Source organism: Actinomadura sp. 3N508, from assembly GCF_044326375.1.
In the GTDB taxonomy this organism is placed as follows: Bacteria; Actinomycetota; Actinomycetes; order Streptosporangiales; family Streptosporangiaceae; genus Spirillospora.
Genome location: NZ_JBIRAX010000012.1, coordinates 88,582 through 105,500, shown reverse-complemented (window position 1 = coordinate 105,500; position 16,919 = coordinate 88,582). Strand labels below are relative to the sequence as shown.

Annotated in this window: 12 protein-coding genes; 5 read left to right on the top strand and 7 right to left on the bottom strand. The window is 70.7% G+C overall.

Features of this window, described 5'->3' with window-relative positions:
* Nucleotides 1–12: 12 nt before the first annotated feature.
* Together ACH34S_RS34230 and ACH34S_RS34225 are read right to left on the bottom strand one after the other, a co-directional pair.
* On the bottom strand, nt 13–1,800 hold the full coding sequence (locus tag ACH34S_RS34230; protein WP_395957024.1) for an ABC transporter ATP-binding protein: 1,788 nt from the start codon (nt 1,798–1,800) through the stop codon (nt 13–15).
* Nucleotides 1,797–3,503, bottom strand: coding sequence for an ABC transporter transmembrane domain-containing protein (locus ACH34S_RS34225; RefSeq protein ID WP_395957023.1), 1,707 nt, complete (start codon nt 3,501–3,503; stop codon nt 1,797–1,799). The genes ACH34S_RS34230 and ACH34S_RS34225 overlap by 4 nt, the downstream gene beginning before the upstream one ends.
* 374 nt (nt 3,504–3,877) lie before the next feature.
* Here ACH34S_RS34225 and ACH34S_RS34220 point away from each other — a divergent pair, with 374 nt between their 5' ends.
* From ACH34S_RS34220 to ACH34S_RS34205, 4 genes are all read left to right on the top strand, one after another.
* Entirely contained in the window at nt 3,878–5,107 is a 1,230-nt protein-coding gene (locus tag ACH34S_RS34220) for a PP2C family protein-serine/threonine phosphatase (protein WP_395957022.1), read from the top strand.
* Between the two features lie 178 nt (nt 5,108–5,285).
* Nucleotides 5,286–5,975, top strand: coding sequence for a succinate dehydrogenase cytochrome b subunit (locus ACH34S_RS34215; RefSeq protein WP_395957021.1), 690 nt, complete (start codon nt 5,286–5,288; stop codon nt 5,973–5,975).
* Between the two features lie 2 nt (nt 5,976–5,977).
* Nucleotides 5,978–7,915, top strand: coding sequence for a fumarate reductase/succinate dehydrogenase flavoprotein subunit (locus tag ACH34S_RS34210; RefSeq protein WP_395957216.1), 1,938 nt, complete (start codon nt 5,978–5,980; stop codon nt 7,913–7,915).
* Between the two features lie 2 nt (nt 7,916–7,917).
* Nucleotides 7,918–8,670: a succinate dehydrogenase/fumarate reductase iron-sulfur subunit gene (locus ACH34S_RS34205; protein ID WP_395957020.1), complete on the top strand. Its 753-nt coding sequence runs from the start codon at nt 7,918–7,920 to the stop codon at nt 8,668–8,670.
* 17 nt (nt 8,671–8,687) lie between these two features.
* On the opposite strand, the gene ACH34S_RS34200 is transcribed toward ACH34S_RS34205, so the two are convergent.
* From ACH34S_RS34200 to ACH34S_RS34180, 5 genes are all read right to left on the bottom strand, one after another.
* Nucleotides 8,688–9,701: a LysR family transcriptional regulator gene (locus tag ACH34S_RS34200; RefSeq protein WP_395957019.1), complete on the bottom strand. Its 1,014-nt coding sequence runs from the start codon at nt 9,699–9,701 to the stop codon at nt 8,688–8,690.
* A gap of 112 nt (nt 9,702–9,813) precedes the next feature.
* Nucleotides 9,814–10,530 (bottom strand): Crp/Fnr family transcriptional regulator, encoded by a 717-nt coding sequence (locus ACH34S_RS34195; RefSeq protein ID WP_395957018.1) that lies wholly within the window; start codon nt 10,528–10,530, stop codon nt 9,814–9,816.
* A 326-nt stretch (nt 10,531–10,856) separates the two neighbouring features.
* Nucleotides 10,857–11,627 carry a succinate dehydrogenase/fumarate reductase iron-sulfur subunit gene (locus ACH34S_RS34190; protein WP_395957017.1) on the bottom strand — a complete coding sequence of 257 codons (771 nt, stop codon included), beginning with the start codon at nt 11,625–11,627 and terminating at the stop codon, nt 10,857–10,859.
* The gene (locus ACH34S_RS34185) at nt 11,624–13,651 is read right to left on the bottom strand and encodes a fumarate reductase/succinate dehydrogenase flavoprotein subunit (RefSeq protein WP_395957016.1); all 2,028 of its coding nucleotides are present in this window, start codon (nt 13,649–13,651) and stop codon (nt 11,624–11,626) included. The genes ACH34S_RS34190 and ACH34S_RS34185 overlap by 4 nt, the downstream gene beginning before the upstream one ends.
* Nucleotides 13,652–13,663: 12 nt before the next feature.
* Entirely contained in the window at nt 13,664–14,494 is an 831-nt protein-coding gene (locus ACH34S_RS34180) for a hypothetical protein (RefSeq protein ID WP_395957015.1), read from the bottom strand.
* 615 nt (nt 14,495–15,109) lie between these two features.
* Between ACH34S_RS34180 and ACH34S_RS34175 the strand changes: the two genes are divergently transcribed.
* Nucleotides 15,110–16,882, top strand: a complete 1,773-nt coding sequence (locus ACH34S_RS34175) for an LCP family protein (protein WP_395957014.1) — start codon at nt 15,110–15,112, stop codon at nt 16,880–16,882.
* Nucleotides 16,883–16,919: the final 37 nt, after the last annotated feature.

Below are 16,919 nucleotides of genomic sequence, written 5' to 3'. Positions count from 1 at the left end.
CCCGCACCGCGCTCAGGCGCCATGCCAGGACTTCCATAGGGCGGCGTAGGAGCCGTTGGCGGCTATCAGGTCGTCGTGGGTGCCTAGTTCGGTGATGCGGCCGTCCTCCACTACGGCGACGCGGTCGGCGTCGTGCGCGGTGTGGAGTCGATGCGCGATCGCCACGACGGTCCGGCCGTCGAGGACTGCGGCGAGCGAGCGTTCCAGGCGGCGGGCCGCGCGCGGGTCGAGGAGCGAGGTCGCCTCGTCCAGGACGAGCGTGTGCGGGTCCGCCAGGACGAGCCGGGCCAGCGCGAGCTGCTGGGCCTGCGCGGGCGACAGGGTCTCGCCGCCGGAGCCGACCATCGTGCCCAGCTCGGGTCCGTCCCAGTCGACGGCGGCGAGGACCCGCTCGATGTCGGCGTCGGACGCGCCCGGACGGGCCATCACCAGGTTCTCGCGGAGCGTCCCGCGGAACACGTGATGCTCCTGCGTGACCAGGGAGACGTGGCCGCGCAGATCGTCCAGGGGCAGCTCGACCAGCGGCACGCCGCCGCCGTTGTCACCAGTGTCTTCCGAGGGGGGACGACCCCCCACACCCCCCGAAGCGCCTCCGGCGCCGCCGACGGTGACCGTTCCTGAGCGCGGGCCGTCCACTCCGGCGAGCAGGCGGCCGAGCGTCGACTTGCCCGCGCCGCTCGGCCCGACCATCGCGAGCCGCTCGCCGGGTCTCAGGTCGAGGTCGACGCCGTGCAGGACGTCCTGGCCGGGACGGTAGGCGTAGCGGACGTCGCGGGCCGTGAGCCGCTCCCCCTCCGGGCTGCGGCCGTTCGGCGTCCGGTCCGGCGGGACGTTCCCGACGCCGAGCAGGCGGGCCAGGGACGCGCTGCCGAGCTGCAGCTCGTCCAGCCAGGACAGCAGCGTGTCCACGGGCTGGATGAGCTGCTGCGCGTACAGGGTCGCCGCCGTCACCTGCGCGAGCGTCGCCATGTCGTGGATGTAGAGGTAGCCGCCGACGAGCAGGGTCGTCACGACGGGCAGGACGAAGCCGAACTCGGCCACCGGGAACAGCACCATGCGCAGCCGCAGCGTGTACCGCTCGGCCTTGTAGGAGCGGGCGATGTCGGCGTCGCCGCGGGCGTGCCGCCGGTCGGCGAGGCCGAGCGCCTCGACCGTGCGGGCGCCCTGGACGGTCTCGGTCAGCCCGTCCGCGATCTGCGACCACGTCTCGTTCTCGCGCAGGTACCCGCCGTGCGCGCGGGGCAGGTACCAGCGCATCACCGCCCACAGCATCGGGACGGCGACCAGCGCGGGCAGCGCGACGAGCGGGCCGTTCAGCAGCAGCGCGCCGACCGTGAACCCGCCGACGACGATCGCGACGAGCGTCTCCGGCATGGCGTACCGGACGGACGTGCCGAGCGTGTCCACGTCGCGGGACGCGCGGGTGACCAGGTCGCCGGTGCCCGCCCGCTCGACCCGCGACAGCGGCAGCGCCAGGACCCGGTCGACGAACTCCTCGCGCAGCTCCGCCAGCACGCGCTCGCCCAGTTTCGCGGACGCGAGGTAGGCGTACCTGGTCAGCACGGCCTGCACGATCACGAAGCCGGCGATGGCGAGGCCGGTGGTGTCGATGTCGGCGCGGCCGTCGCGGACGTCCTCGACGAGCGCGCCGAGCAGGCGCGGCGCGACCAGGCCCGTCACGGCGGCGAGCGCGTGCAGGGCCAGCACGGCGGCGAGGCCGCGCGGATGCCGCACGACGAGCCGCCGCGCGTACGCGCGCACCTGCGGGGGCGTCGCGACCGGCAGTGTCTCCGCGCTCACCGTCGTGCCCTTTCCGCTCGGTCCGTTGCTTCTCCTCTGGTGACGGTGGCCGCGTACCGCGGTTCGGTCTCCAGCAGGTCTCGGTGCGTTCCTTCCGCGACGATCCGGCCGTCCTCGACGAAGGCCACGTGGTCGGCCCGGTCCAGCATCAGCGGGCTCGTGGTGCAGACCACGGTGGTGCGTCCCGCGCGCGCTGGGCGGAGCCTGTCGGCGATGCGCGCCTCCGTATGCGCGTCTACGGCGCTGGTCGGCTCCACTAGGACGAGGACGTCCGGGTCGGCGGCGAGTGCCCGCGCGAGCCGGAGGCGCTGTTGTTGCCCGCCCGAGAACTCCCGTCCGGCCTCCGCGACATGGGCGTCCAGCCCGGAGGACTCGACGATGTCGTCGGCGCATGCGGAATGGATCGCGGCGCGCAGTGCGGCCTCGTCCCCGTCGGGCGCCAGCGACTCGGCCAGGGACCCGGCGAAGAGGCGGTCCTCGTTCACCGCGACGAGGATCCGCTTCCTGACGTCCGCCACGGTGTGCAGCGGGACGCCGCCGAAGTCGACCTCGCCGGGCGCGTACCGGCCGAGCCGGTCGGCGATCGCCTGCGCGTCGCGCGGGTCGGCCGCCGCGATCGCGGTGACCCGGCCCGGCCGCACGACCAGCCCGGACGCGATGTCGATCAGCTCGGAGCCCGCCGCCGGGCGGGCCGTGCCCGCGTCCGGCAGCTCGGGTTCGATGGACAGCAGCGCGGTGACCCGGCCCGCCGCCACCAGCCCCTTGGTGATCTTGCCCGCGGCCTCGCCGAGCGTCTTCAGCGGGACGATCAGGAACACGGCATAGCCGTAGAACGCGACCAGCTCGCCGACGCCGATCGTCCCGTTCACGGCGAAGCGGGCGCCGACCCATGTCACCAGCGCGATCAGCAGCCCGGGGAGCAGCACCTCGGCGCCGCTCAGCCGCGTCTCGGCCCGCGCGGCCGCCACGCCCGCCACCCGGACCCGCTGCGACTCGGCGCGGTAGCGGCGGGAGAACAGCGGCTCGCCGCCGATCCCGCGCAGCACCCGCAGCCCCGCGACGAGGTCGGTGGCGTGCGTGCTCAGCTCGCCGACGAGCTCCCGGTGCGCCAGCTCACGGTCCCGGTAGGGGCGCAGCAGCGGCGCCGCGATCGCGAGGATCAGCGGGACGCCGACCAGCACGATCAGCCCGAGCGGCGGCGACGTCGACAGCAGGATGCCCGCCACGGCGACGATCGCGACGACGGCGCCCGAGCCCCGGGACACGATGTCCAGGGTGTCGCCGATGTGCGAGACGTCCGACAGGCCGATGCTGACGACCTCGCCCGCGCTCAGCCGCTTCGGCAGCGTCCCGCCGAGCCGGGTGGACTGGCGGGTGACGAGCTGGACCGTACGGTAGGCGGCCGACAGCCAGTTGAACACCGCGAACCGGTGCCTGACGGCGCTGGACACGGCCGCCAGGACGCCGAGGCCGAGCAGCACGCCGCTCCACAGCAGCAGGGCATGCTCGTCCCGCGCCACGACGCCGTCGCCGATGGCGCGGCCGATCGCGGCGGGCATGAGGGCCTGGCTGAGCATCCACGTGACGCCGAGAAGCACGCCCACGGTGCAGCTGCGCCACTGAACGCGCAGCAGCCACAGCAGGTAACGCGCGGGGGATCGGTGGTCAGGGCTGCCAGGATCTTTCTCCGGCAACGGCTTCACGGACGAAGGTTATGCAGCCGATCGGCCGAAGTTCGACTGGTTTTTCAGCAGCACGGATCCGGTTCCGGTCTGCCCGTAACCAGGCCCGCGGAAGCTCCCCTAGGGTGCGCGGGGAGGTTAGGACACGCTAAGGTCAAGACCGACGGAGCGCCCCCCTCCCACCGCTCCATGAGCCGGGACCCCGGCGGCTAGGCCAACGCCGCTCCCCCGGCGCGGCCCGTTCCGCTCCTCCTGCGCCCGCAGGAATAGAGCGGAATACGCAGGCCGTTGCCATGTGAATCCATTTCGTCCTCGGAGGCTGCGCCGGTCATGTACCTGCGCCGGCGGCCGGGCGGAAGAGATTCAGCCGTCGAAGCCCGACACTCGGAAGCATTGTGAGCACCATCAGCCAACAGACGCATCCCTTCACGCCCGGAGCGGACGGCAGGATCGATCTGCTCCTCATCGACGACGACCCGTCCGGTGTCGTCATGGTCGAGAAGATGCTCGCCGAGAGCGGCCTGGACGTCGGCATCAGCGTCGCCGGCGACCTCGACGCCGCGCGGCGGGCGCTGACGCGGCGCATCCAGTGCATCCTCGTCGACCTGTCCACCCCCGGGATCGACCATCTGGAGGGGCTGCGGCAGGTGCTCGCGATGTCCGGGACGGCCGCCGTCGTCGTCCTCACCGGGCTGGACGACGCGCACCTCGGCGTCCGCGCCGTCGCCGCCGGAGCCGAGGACTACCTGGTCAAGCAGGAGGTCGACGCGCCGCTGCTGGCCCGCGCCATCCGGTATGCCATCGAGCGCAAGCGCTCTGAGGACACCGAGCGGCGCCTCGTCGAGGCCCGCATCCTCGGCCGCGAGAACGCCCGGCTGGAGCGCGGGCTGCTGCCCGTCCCGCTGATCGACGACCCCACGCTGCGGCACCACACCCGCTACCGGCCGGGCCGGCGGCGGGCGCTGCTCGGCGGCGACTTCTACGACACCGTGCAGACCGAGGGCGGCGCCGTCCACCTGATGATCGGGGACGTCGCGGGTCACGGCCCGGACGAGGCGGCGCTCGGCGTCCAGCTCCGGATGGCGTGGCGGACGCTCGTCCTCGCCGGGCACACCGGCGAGCAGCTCCTCGGCACCCTCGACACCGTCCTCGGCCACGAGCGGCGCAGCGAGGAGATCTTCACCACACTCTGCATGATCACGATCGCGCCGTCCCGGCGGACCGCGCGGATGCACCTCGCCGGGCATCCCGCGCCGCTGCTGTTCCGCGAGCCGCCCGCGTCCGGCGTCCCGGGGGCGGGCGGGTTCGAGGTCACGGCGCTGCCGGAGTACGCGCACGGGCCCGCGCTCGGGCTGGTGCCCGGCGCGGAGTGGCCGACGACCGAGATCGACCTCGGCGAGTCCTGGAGCCTGCTGCTGTACACCGACGGCCTGATCGAGGGACGGGTCGGCGAGGGCTCCGCGCGGCTCGGCACCGACGGCCTCGTCGAGCTGGCGCGCGCGGCGCGCGGGACGGGCATCGGCGGACGGTCGCTCATCGACGAGCTCGTCGGCGAAGTGGAACGTCTCAATGGCGGCGTGCTGACCGACGACCTGGCCGTTCTCCTCCTGTCGCACCAGCCCTGAGTTTGTCTTCTGGATCACTCGGGGTCGGGTTCCCGGACGCCCTGTGAAGTCTCTCACCTGCGCAATGTCCGAATCGGGATCGAAGTCCCGCGCTGCTTGTGCTCATAGCCTGCGGCTATCGAAACGAGTGCCGCGATGACTTGGAACTCTTTCCCGAGGTGGACGTAGCGTCCGCGGTGTGGCTATAGCGATACCCGCGATCTACCGGTCGACCGTCGGCAAGAAGGCCGTGATGGCGGTGACCGGCGGCGTCCTCGTGCTGTACCTGATCGCGCACATGGTCGGGAACCTGAAGATCTTCATGGGCGCGGAGGACTTCAACCACTACGCGCACTGGCTCCGCACGATCGGCGAGCCCGCGGTGCCGCGCCGGACCGTGCTGACGCTCATCGAGGTCGTGCTCGGGGTGTCGGTCGTCCTGCACATGTGGTCGGCGGTGTCGCTGGCGCGGCGCGCGTCCGCCGCGCGGCCGGTGAAGTACCAGTCGAAGAAGAAGTCGCACGCGCAGGGCTACGCCGCCCGGACGATGCGGTACGGCGGCGTCATCATCGCCGTGTACATCGTCTGGCACCTGCTCGACCTGACGTTCTTCGTCGTGAATCCCAAGGGCGCCGACGCCACGCCCTACGAGCGGATGGTCGCCGACTTCGACCCGTCCCGCTGGTACATCACCCTCTGGTACGTCGTCGCGATCGTGCTCGTCGGCGTGCACCTCCACCACGGCATCTGGAGCGCGTTCCAGACCCTCGGGCTGCGCACGCCGCGCCGCGAGCGCGCGCTGCGCGGGCTCGCCGCGTCCGTCGCCGGGCTGATCACGCTCGGCTTCGCCGCCGTCCCCCTGTCCATCACATTCGGGTGGGTGAGCTGATCATGATCGACGCCTTCTACCAGTCCGGCGAGCCGATCGCCGACCGTAAGGCCCCGGCCGGGCCCATCGAGGACCGCTGGACGACCCGCAAGTTCGAGGCCAGGCAGGTCAACCCGGCCAACAAGCGCAAGAAGAAGATCATCATCATCGGTACGGGCCTGGCGGGCGGCTCGGCCGGGGCGACGCTCGGCGAGGCCGGGTACCACGTCGTCCAGTTCTGCTTCCAGGACTCCCCGCGCCGCGCCCACTCGATCGCCGCGCAGGGCGGCATCAACGCCGCGAAGAACTACCGCAACGACGGCGACAGCGTGTTCCGGCTGTTCTACGAGACGGTCAAGGGCGGCGACTTCCGCTCCCGCGAGTCGAACGTGTACCGGCTCGCCGACATCTCCCGGAACATCATCGACCAGTGCGTCGCGCAGGGCGTCCCGTTCGCCCGCGAGTACGGCGGCCTGCTCGACAACCGCTCCTTCGGCGGGACGCAGGTGTCGCGCACCTTCTACGCGCGCGGCCAGACGGGCCAGCAGCTGCTGCTCGGCGCGTACCAGGCGCTGATGCGGCAGGTGGAGGCGGGCAACGTGGAGCTGCACCCGCGCCACGAGATGCTCGACCTCATCATGGAGGACGGGCGCGCGCGCGGAGTCGTCGTCCGGAACCTCATCAACGGCGAGATCAAGCACTACACGGCGGACGCGGTCGTGCTCGCGTCCGGCGGCTACGGCAACGTGTACTTCCTGTCCACGAACGCGATGGGCTCGAACGTCACCGCCTCCTGGCGCGCCCACAGGCACGGAGCCCTTTTCGCCAACCCCTGCTACACGCAGATCCACCCGACGTGCATTCCGGTCAGCGGCGACCACCAGTCCAAGCTGACGCTGATGTCGGAGTCGCTGCGCAACGACGGACGCGTCTGGGTGCCGAAGAAGCACGGCGACACGCGCAAGCCCTACGACATTCCCGAGGACGAGCGCGACTACTACCTGGAGCGCATCTACCCGTCGTTCGGGAACCTCGTCCCGCGCGACATCGCGTCCCGCGCCGCGAAGAACGTGTGCGACGAAGGGCGCGGCGTCGGCCCCGGCGGGCTCGGCGTCTACCTCGACTTCGCGGACGCCATCGAACGCCTCGGCCGCGACAAGGTCGAGGCCAAATACGGCAACCTCTTCGAGATGTACGAGCGCATCACCGGCGAGAACCCCTATGACACGCCGATGCGCATCTACCCGGCCGTCCACTACACGATGGGCGGCCTGTGGGTGGACTACGACCTGGAATCGACAATTCCCGGACTGTTCGTCATCGGCGAGGCCAACTTCTCCGACCACGGCGCGAACCGGCTCGGCGCGTCCGCGCTGATGCAGGGCCTGGCCGACGGCTATTTCGTCCTGCCGAACACCATCGGCGACTACATCGCCCGCAACGCGCTCCCGCCCGTCGCCGGCACCGCCGTCACCGAGGCCGAAGACCGGGTCAGGACGCGCATCGACAAGCTCCTCGCCGTCGACGGCGACCGTTCCGTCGACTCCTTCCACCGCGAACTCGGCCACATCATGTGGGAGTACTGCGGAATGGAGCGCACCGAGGAAGGGCTGCGCAAGGCGCTCGACCTCATCCCGGCGCTGCGCGCCGAATTCTGGGAGCGCGTCAAGGTCACCGGAAAGGGCGAAGAGCTGAACCAGCAGCTGGAGAAGGCGGGCCGCGTCGCCGACTTCTTCGAGCTGGCCGAGCTGATGGTCATCGACGCGCTGCACCGCACCGAGTCCTGCGGCGGCCATTTCCGCGCCGAAAGCCAGGACGAGGACGGCGAGGCCAAACGCGACGACGCCAACTTCGGCTACGTCGCCGCCTGGGAATGGGCCGGGGAAGGCGAAAAGCCCGTCCTCCACAAGGAGGACCTGAACTTCGACTACGTCAAGCCGAGCCAGAGGTCGTACAAGTAACCATGAAGCTCACACTGCGCGTCTGGCGCCAGCGCGGCCCGGAGGACAAGGGCGCGATGGTCGAGTACAAGCTCGACGACATCTCGCCCGACGCGTCGTTCCTGGAAATGCTGGACGTCCTCAACGAGAAGCTCATCGCGTCCGGCGAGGAGCCCGTCGCGTTCGACCACGACTGCCGCGAGGGCATCTGCGGCATGTGCTCGCTCGTCATCAACGGCACCCCGCACGGCCCCGAGCGCAACACCACCACGTGCCAGCTCCACATGCGCAAGTTCAAGGACGGCGAGGTCATCGACGTCGAGCCGTGGCGCGCGGCGGCGTTCCCCGTGGTGAAGGACCTGGTCGTGGACCGCTCCGCGTTCGACCGGATCATCCAGTCGGGCGGCTTCATCACCGCCCCGACCGGCACCGCCCCGGAGGCGCACGCGACGCCCGTCCCGAAGCCGGACGCCGACCGCGCGTTCGAGGCCGCCGAGTGCATCGGCTGCGGCGCCTGCGTCGCGGCGTGCCCCAACGGGTCCGCCGCGCTGTTCCTCGGCGCCAAGGTCACCCACCTGGGCCTGATGCCGCAGGGGCAGCCGGAACGCTGGGACCGCGTCGTGTCCATGCTGGACACCCACGACGAGGAGGGCTTCGGCGGCTGCACCAACACCGGCGAGTGCACCGCCGCCTGCCCGAAGGGCATCCCGCTGGACGTCATCGGGCGGCTCAACCACGACTACCTGAAGGCGACCGCGGGCGGCAGGAAGCGCTGATCCACCGGCCCTTGCCGCTAGTCGTGGACGAGGGTCTCGACCCCTGCGGGCAGGCTCCCGGCCAGGCCCGCCTCCACGAGGAACGTCTCCAGGGTGTCCTGGAAGGCGCGTGCCGCGTGGGTCAGTTCGACGTCCTTGCGGTGGGCCAGCGCGACCGTCCGGAGAAGGCCCGGGCCGTGCCGGCCGCGCCGCGCCTCCTCGTCGGGCAGGACGAGCGGTGTCCCGCGCAGCCCCGGCCGCCCGGACAGGACCATGCTCGGGACGACCGCGATACCGAGCCCGACCTCGACGAACCGCAGCACCGCGTCCATCTCGCCGCCCTCCACCGCGAACCTGGGCTCGAAGCCCGCCTCCCGGCACGCGCCGATCGTCGCCTCGCGCAGGTCGTAGCCGGGGCGGAACATCACCAGCGGGCGGTTCCGCAGATCCTCGATCCGCAGGTACGAGCGTCGCGGCAGCGCCGCCGCCCTGGGCTGCCGCTCCGGAACCCCGTTCTCCGGATCGGACGGCCGGCCGGCCGGAGACGCCACGACGAGGTGTTCGCGCAGGATCGGGGTCGTGTCCAGGGGCGGGTCGCCGTGCAGCGGAAGGATGACCAGGGCCAGGTCGAGCGACCCACGCGTCAGCTCGCGGACGAGGTCACGCGAGCCTCCCTCTTCGACGATGAGCTGAATCCCTGGGTAGGCGTCGTGGAAACGGCGCAGCACGTCCGCCAGCAGGCCCGCGCAGAGGGACGGTGTAGCGCCCAGCCGTACCCGTCCACGCTTCAGGCCCACCAGCTCCTGCACTTCCAGGCGGGCGGTGTCGACGTCGGCCAGGATGCGTTTGGCCAGCGGCAGCAGGGCCTCACCGGCGGGCGTCAGGGTGATGTTGCCCCTGGCACGGCTGAACAGGGAGACGTTCAGCTCCGTCTCCAGCGCGCGGATCTGCTTGGACAGCGAAGGCTGCGCCACCCGCAGAAGCTCGGCGGCCTGCGTGAAGTGCCGTACCTCCGCGACCGCGACGAAATAGGCGAGCTGCTGCAACTGCATCCTGCACAGATTACGTGCCGCCCGCCCGGCGTCCCCCACCAGCGGTGCTGCTAGCGGCCTGTGCGGTCAGCGGACTGTGCGGTAGCGGACTGTGCGGTAGCGGGCCGTGCGGTCAGCGGGCATGGCGGCGCAGGGCCTGGAGGTCGTGGACGATCAGCCGCCGCCGTCCCGTCTCGATCCAACCGTGCGCGCGCAGCGTGCGCAGCGCCTTGCTGACCGCCTCCCGGGACGCGCCGACCCAGCCCGCCAGCTCCTCCTGCGACAGGTTCAGCGTGATGCGGACGCTCTCACCGCCCGGACCCGCGCCCGGCCCCGCGCCCGCGCCCGTCCGCCGCTCGTACGGCACGCCGAACCGCTCGGCCAGCTCCACGAGACGCTGCGCGACGCGTCCGGTCGCGTCGAACATGCCGAACTCGGCGCGCTTGCGGTCGGCGTCGCGCCAGCGCTGGCACAGCATCCGCATGATGATGATGGAGACGCGCCCGTGGGACTGCAGGAACGCCATGAACTCGTCGGCCGTGACGGCGAGCGCCCGCACCGGCTCCAGCGCGGCGACCGACGCGGAGCGCGGCTGCCCGTCGATCGCGGCGACCTCGCCGAGCAGCGCGCCCGGCCCGCGCACCGCGAGCAGCGCCTCACCGCCCTGTTCCCGGTAGGAGAACGCCTTCACCCGGCCCTTCAGCAGGACGGCGACCCAGCCGGGCTGCTCGCCCTCCACGAAGAGCGTGTCCCCCCGTGCGAATTCGCGGACGCGGCCACGTGACTCCAGGTCTTCGCGTTCCGCCTGAGTGAGATCGGCGAGGAACGAGCCCGGTTCGAGGGCGCTCATGCCCACCACGCTAAAGGGACCCGGGCTTCCACGGGCCCGGGAAAACAATCACGGTTCAGTCACGCGTTGTGTGCACTAATCCCTTTTCGACTCCCCGGGCGTCGGCGAGGGTTGCTTGTGGCGTGTGCGGCCGGGAGGCCACCCAGCGTCCACCGCGTTCAGGGGAACGGCGGTACGACGGGCGGCGGCCCGGGGGCACGCCGCCCGTCACGAGACGGGACGCCGCATGCCAGAGCGACGTCCTCGCGTGGCGGAAACGCGAGCGTCCCCCACCGCGCGGGGCGGTGGGGGACGCCGGCGAGAACCGTCGCTTCGGTGCCGGGGCGTCAGGCCGACGGCGTGTCCTGGCCCTTCTTGACGATGCCGAGCTTGCTGCCGAGCCACACCACCGGGTCGTACTTGCGGCCGACGACCCGCTCCTTCATCGGGATCAGCGCATTGTCGGTGATCTTGATGTGCTCGGGGCAGACCTCGGTGCAGCACTTGGTGATGTTGCAGAACCCGAGCCCGTGGTCCTTCGCCGCGATCTCGCGCCGGTCCGCGACGTCCGCCGGGTGCATCTCCAGCTCGGCGATCCGCATCAGGAAGCGCGGGCCGGCGAACTCGGCCTTGTTCTCCTCATGGTCGCGGATGACGTGGCAGACGTTCTGGCACAGGAAGCACTCGATGCACTTGCGGAACTCCTGCGAGCGCTCGACGTCCACCTGCTGCATGCGTAGCTCGCCGGGCTTGGCGTCGCCCGGGTCGAACGACGGGATCTCCCGCGCCTTCTGGTAGTTGTACGACACGTCCGTCACCAGGTCGCGGATGACGGGGAAGGTGCGGATCGGCGTGACCGTGATCGTCTCGTCCTTCTCGAACGTCGACATCCGGGTCATGCACAGCAGCTTCGGCATGCCGTTGATCTCGGCGGAGCAGGAGCCGCACTTGCCCGCCTTGCAGTTCCACCGGACGGCGAGGTCGGGCGCCTGCGTGGCCTGCAGCCGGTGGATGATGTCGAGGACGACCTCGCCCTCGTTCACCTCCACGGTGTAGTCGGTGAGCTCGCCCTCGCCGTCGTCGCCGCGCCAGACCTTGAACTTGGCCTCGTAGCTCATCGGCCGTCCTCCTCGTCGTCCTTGGCGCCGTCCGCGTCGCCCTTGGCCTTCGCCGCGGTCGCGCCGGACCCGGCCGCAGCCTCCGCCTCCTCGGCCTTGGCCTCCTCGGCCAGCGCCGCCGGCAGCTCCTCGGCGGTCAGGTACTTCTTCAGCTCGTCGTTCTCGAACAGTGCGAGCAGGTCGTCGCGCATCGGCTCCATCGGCTGCCGCTTCAGCTCGACGTGCGGGGACGACGGGTCACCGGCCAGCGAGCAGACCAGGTTGACCTTCCGCCACTCCGCGGACATCTGCGGATAGTCGTCGCGGGTGTGGCCGCCGCGGCTCTCCTGCCGCTCCAGCGCCGCCTTCGCGACGGCCTCCGACACCAGCAGCATGTTGCGCAGGTCGAGCGCGAGGTGCCAGCCCGGGTGGTAGCCGCGGCCGCCGTCGCCGACCGCGACCGGGTCGACCTTCACGTTCGCGACCCGCTCGCGGAGCTTGTCGAGCGAGGCGATCGCCTGCTCCAGCTCGCCCTCCTTGCGGATGATGCCGACCAGCTCGTTCATCGTCTGCTGCAGCTCGGCATGGACGGCGTACGGGTTCTCGCCGCCCTCCCGCTCGAACGGCGCCAGCGCCTCCGCCGTCGCCGCCTCGACCTCCGCGTCGGGGACGGCGGGAGGCGCGTCCAGCGCGTCCACGTACTCCGACGCGCCGAGGCCTGCCCGCCGCCCGAACACCAGCAGGTCCGACAGCGAGTTGCCGCCGAGCCGGTTCGAGCCGTGCATGCCGCCGGAGACCTCGCCAGCCGCGAACAGGCCGGGCACCAGCGCGGCCCCGGTGTCGGGGTCGACCTCGACGCCGCCCATCACGTAGTGGCAGGTCGGGCCGACCTCCATCGCCTCGGCCGTGATGTCGACGTCCGCCAGCTCCTTGAACTGGTGGTACATCGACGGCAGCCGCCGCCTGATCTCCTCGGCGCCGCCCGGCATCCGGTCGACGACGGTGAGGAACACCCCGCCGTGCGGCGATCCCCGGCCCGCCTTGACCTCGGAGTTGATCGCGCGCGCGACCTCGTCACGCGGCAGCAGCTCCGGCGGGCGCTTGTTGTTCTCGGGGTCGTCGTACCAGCGGTCGCCCTCCTCCTCGGTGGTGGCGTACTGGTTCTTGAACACCTCGGGGATGTAGTTGAACATGAACCGCTTGCCGTCGGAGTTCTTCAGGACGCCGCGGTCACCGCGCACCGACTCGGTCACGAGGATGCCCTTGACGGACGGCGGCCAGACCATCCCGGTGGGATGGAACTGCACGAACTCCATGTTCAGCAGCGTCCCGCCCGCGAGCAGCGCCAGCGCGTGCCCGTCCCCGGTGTACTCCCAGGAGTTGGACGTGACCTTGAACGCCTTGCCGATGCCGCCGGTCGCGAGCACCACGGCGGGCGCCTCGAACACGACGAACTTGCCGGTCTCGCGGACGTAGCCGAACGCGCCGCAGATCTTGCCGTCGGCGTCCTTCAGCAGCCGCGTCACGGTCGTCTCGGCCCAGACCTTCAGCCTGGCCTCGTAGTCGCCGTGCTCGGCGTGGTCCTCCTGCTGAAGCGCGACGATCTTCTGCTGGGTGGTGCGGATCAGCTCCAGGCCCGTCCGGTCGCCGACGTGCGCCAGCCGCGGGTACTCGTGGCCGCCGAAGTTGCGCTGGCTGATCTTGCCGTCCTTGGTGCGGTCGAACAGCGCGCCCCAGTGCTCCAGCTCCCAGATGCGGTCCGGGGCCTCCTTGGCGTGCAGCTCCGCCATCCGCCAGCTGTTCATGAACTTGCCGCCGCGCATGGTGTCGCGGAAGTGGACCTGCCAGTTGTCGTTGGCGTTGACGTTGCCCATCGCCGCGGCGGCGCCGCCCTCGGCCATCACCGTGTGGGCCTTGCCGAACAGCGACTTGGAGATGATCGCGGTCTTCTTGCCCTGGAGGCGCGCCTCGATCGCCGCACGCAGCCCGGCGCCGCCGGCACCGATGACCACGACGTCGTACGAGTGCCTCTCGATCTCAGTCATGATTCCTTGGCCTCAGTTGAAGAAACGCAGGTCGGAGATGGTCTCGCTGGCGACGAGCGCGACGTACAGGTCGGCGACCACCAGCGAGCCCAGGGTGATCAGCGCGTACATGCCGTGCCGCTCGTTGATCTTGGACACCCAGCCCCACATCCGGTACCGGAACGGGTGCTTGGAGAAGTTCTTCAACCGCCCGCCGACGATGTGCCGGCAGGAGTGGCACGACAGGGTGTACAGCCACAGCAGGACGACGTTCGCCACAAGGATGAGCGTGCCGAGCCCGATGCCGAACCCGCCGTCCTTGCCGTGGAAGGCGAGGATCGCGTCGTAGGTGTTGACGAGCGAGATGAGGACGGCCGCGAGCCAGAAGTAGCGGTGCAGGTTCTGCCCGATCAGCGGGAAGCGCCGCTCGCCGGTGTACTTGCCGTGCGGCTCCTTGACGGCGCACGCGGACGGCGACGCCCAGAACGAGCGGTAGTACGCCTTCCGGTAGTAGTAGCAGGTGAGCCGGAACAGCAGCAGGAACGGCAGCGAGATCGCCGCGAACGGGATCCAGCCGCGGGTGGACTCGGGCAGGAACGTCCCGAACTCCGCCGCGTTGCCGGTGTGGCCGTTCACGGTCACGTTGTTGCAGATCTCGTTGAAGCACGGCGAGTAGAACGGCGTCAGGTAGTGGAATTCCGGGACGTAGAACGCCGAGCCCCAGAAGGCCCGGACGGTCGCGTACACCACCCATGCCGTGAAGATCACGAAGGTCGTGACCGGATACAGGCGCCAGTTGTCCTTCCGGAGCGTGCGTTCCTTGATCTGGGCGCGCGACTTCGCCGGCGCCTCCACAGTGCTCATCGATCGCTCTCCTGAGCTCGGGTCGTCGTGTCCCCGTATCACGGTCTGCGCGCACATATGCGTCCGCCCGCGCCCGGCCGCTGCCCCTGGATCCGGACCTCGGCCCGATGGGAGTGCGTCCCGGCCGGAGCCGCAGGCGGCGGCCGTGGGCCGTGCCGCATGCGGGCGGTGACGCCTCGTGTGCGCTTCTAGCGAAGCGACCTTACGCCACCCGACGGGAGCTGTGACATACGTAACAGGGAGAACCCATATGTGAGTCTGACCACAGACTTTATCGCTCGAAGGGCGTCCCGGCACCGCCCGTCATCCATAACCAGTTGTTATTGCCCAGCGGAATGGAGACGAGCGCGCTAAGGCATCGCCGGCGACCGCCCCGATCACCACGGCGGACGCGGCCTCCGCTGCGCACCCGCCCGGTCCGCCGGTGACGGAAAGCCTCGAACGGGCACCGCACCGTCACAACATCGAGTTTTCGGCGCTCACGTCAACAAAACGGACGTCTCGCGCATCCAACATGTGGAGGCGCACGCTCCCCCGCGGTCCCCGCCGCCTTCATAGACTGACGGACTACGCAAATCACGCGCCCCTCCCAGGGCCCGCGCCGAGACGGGACCGATGAGCGACAACGATTCCGGCCGCGACGATCTCGCGCGGGACCAGGCCGCACCCGGCGCCTCAGCCGACCCCTCGAAGCCCGCCGGCATCGTCTTCGACGAGACCCGCCTGCGCACGCCCACACCCACCGGCACCGAGCCCGACGACGACGAGGGCGGCGAGAGCGACCAGGACGACCAGGACGACCACGGCTCGGCGCACGATTCCGAGACCGACGCGTCGTCCACTCCCGGCCAGGACGACCCTGACGCGGCCGACTCCGCCGCCACCCCGCAACAGCGCGCCAAAGGCGCACCGGAGGAAGAGGCATCCGAAGCTGCGGACGAGCCGGACGAGGCGGCTGACGACGGAGGCGCGGGGTCCGAAGACGGGGACGAGGAGGAGAAGGCAGCCGCAGGCGAGGGAGGCCCCCGGCGCCGTCGCCGGAAGGTTCTCCGGCGGATGGCGTTCAGCCTGGCCGTCGTCCTGCTCATCGGGGGCGCGGGAGCGGCGTGGCTGTATCACGACCTGGTCGGCGGCATCAGGACGAAGCACGTCACCGACCAGCTCGGCACCGAGCGGCCGCGGAAGCTGAACAAGTCGCTCAACATCCTGCTGATCGGTTCCGACACGCGTGAAGGGGAGAACGCCCGGTACGGCGGCGCGGCGGCCGAGATAGCGGGCGCGCGGTCGGACACGGCGATCCTGCTGCACCTGTCGCCCAACCGGGACCAGGCGGTCGGGATCAGCTTCCCCCGCGACTCGATGGTGAAAATCCCCGAGTGCGAGAAAGAGAAGGGCGGGACCGCCCCGGCACGGTTCGGGATGCTGAACACCGCGTTCGCGTTCGCGGGCGCGACCTGCACGTGGAAGACGCTGGAGTCGCTCACCGGCATCCACATCGACCATTTCGTGCAGGTGGACTTTTCGGGTTTCAAGCGCATGGTGGACGCATTGGGCGGCGTCGAGATCTGCGTCGACAAGCCCGTCAACGACCCGCGCGCGGAACTGTATCTGAAGGCCGGGAAGCAGACCGTGAAAGGCAAGCAGGCCCTCGGGTACGTGCGGGCCCGCTATTCGCTCGGGAACGGGTCCGACCTGGAGCGGATCGAACGCCAGCAGAAGTTCATGGCGGCGGTCGTCGACAAGGCCACCAGCGGCAGGGTGCTCACCGACCCGGCGAAGACGTACAAGTTCCTCAAGGCCGCGACGAAGTCGGTGACGACCGACGACGATCTCGACCTGTCCGCGATGCGGAAGCTGGCCGACGGGCTCAAGGGCATGAGCGCGGGCCAGGTGCGGTTCGTGACCGTCCCGGTCGAGCGGTACGCGCCCGACCCGAACCGCGTCCAGTGGAACCAGGACCTGGCCAAGCCGCTGTTCGACGCGATCCGGCACGACAACGACCTGCCCGCGGAGCCCACCGGGCCCGTCCAGGCGAAGCAGGCGCCGCCGGTCCCCGGCAAGGTGAGCGTCACCGTCGTCGCCGCGGGCGGACGGGACGCGCTGGTGAGACGTGTCGTGAAGCAGCTCCGGCAGCGCGGTTTCGTGGTGGCGAAGAAGGTCGAGAAGGGCGCGACGGTGCCGGAGAGCCGCATCGTCTTCGCGCCGGCCGCGGAGGCGCAGGCGTCCGCGCTCGCGCGGGACGTCCCGGACGCGCTGCTCACCCCCGACGGAGGCGCCCCGGCGAACGGCGTGCGGCTTCTCATCGGCAAGAACGGCCTGCGGCTGGCCCCGCCCACGATCAACAAGATCGGCGGCGGGATCAAGGGCGACCAGAAGCTCTGCGACTGACGCGTCGCGCGGCGGGCGTCCGGCGCGCGTCCGGAGC

Coding starts and splice junctions, on each gene's coding strand:
- ACH34S_RS34210 (WP_395957216.1), top strand. CDS start 5,978: ATGATCGACGCCTTCTACCAGTCCGGCGAGCCGATCGCCGACCGTAAG.
- ACH34S_RS34205 (WP_395957020.1), top strand. CDS start 7,918: ATGAAGCTCACACTGCGCGTCTGGCGCCAGCGCGGCCCGGAGGACAAG.
- ACH34S_RS34175 (WP_395957014.1), top strand. CDS start 15,110: ATGAGCGACAACGATTCCGGCCGCGACGATCTCGCGCGGGACCAGGCC.
- ACH34S_RS34190 (WP_395957017.1), bottom strand. CDS start 11,627: ATGAGCTACGAGGCCAAGTTCAAGGTCTGGCGCGGCGACGACGGCGAG.
- ACH34S_RS34200 (WP_395957019.1), bottom strand. CDS start 9,701: ATGCAGTTGCAGCAGCTCGCCTATTTCGTCGCGGTCGCGGAGGTACGG.
- ACH34S_RS34180 (WP_395957015.1), bottom strand. CDS start 14,494: ATGAGCACTGTGGAGGCGCCGGCGAAGTCGCGCGCCCAGATCAAGGAA.
- ACH34S_RS34185 (WP_395957016.1), bottom strand. CDS start 13,651: ATGACTGAGATCGAGAGGCACTCGTACGACGTCGTGGTCATCGGTGCC.
- ACH34S_RS34195 (WP_395957018.1), bottom strand. CDS start 10,530: ATGAGCGCCCTCGAACCGGGCTCGTTCCTCGCCGATCTCACTCAGGCG.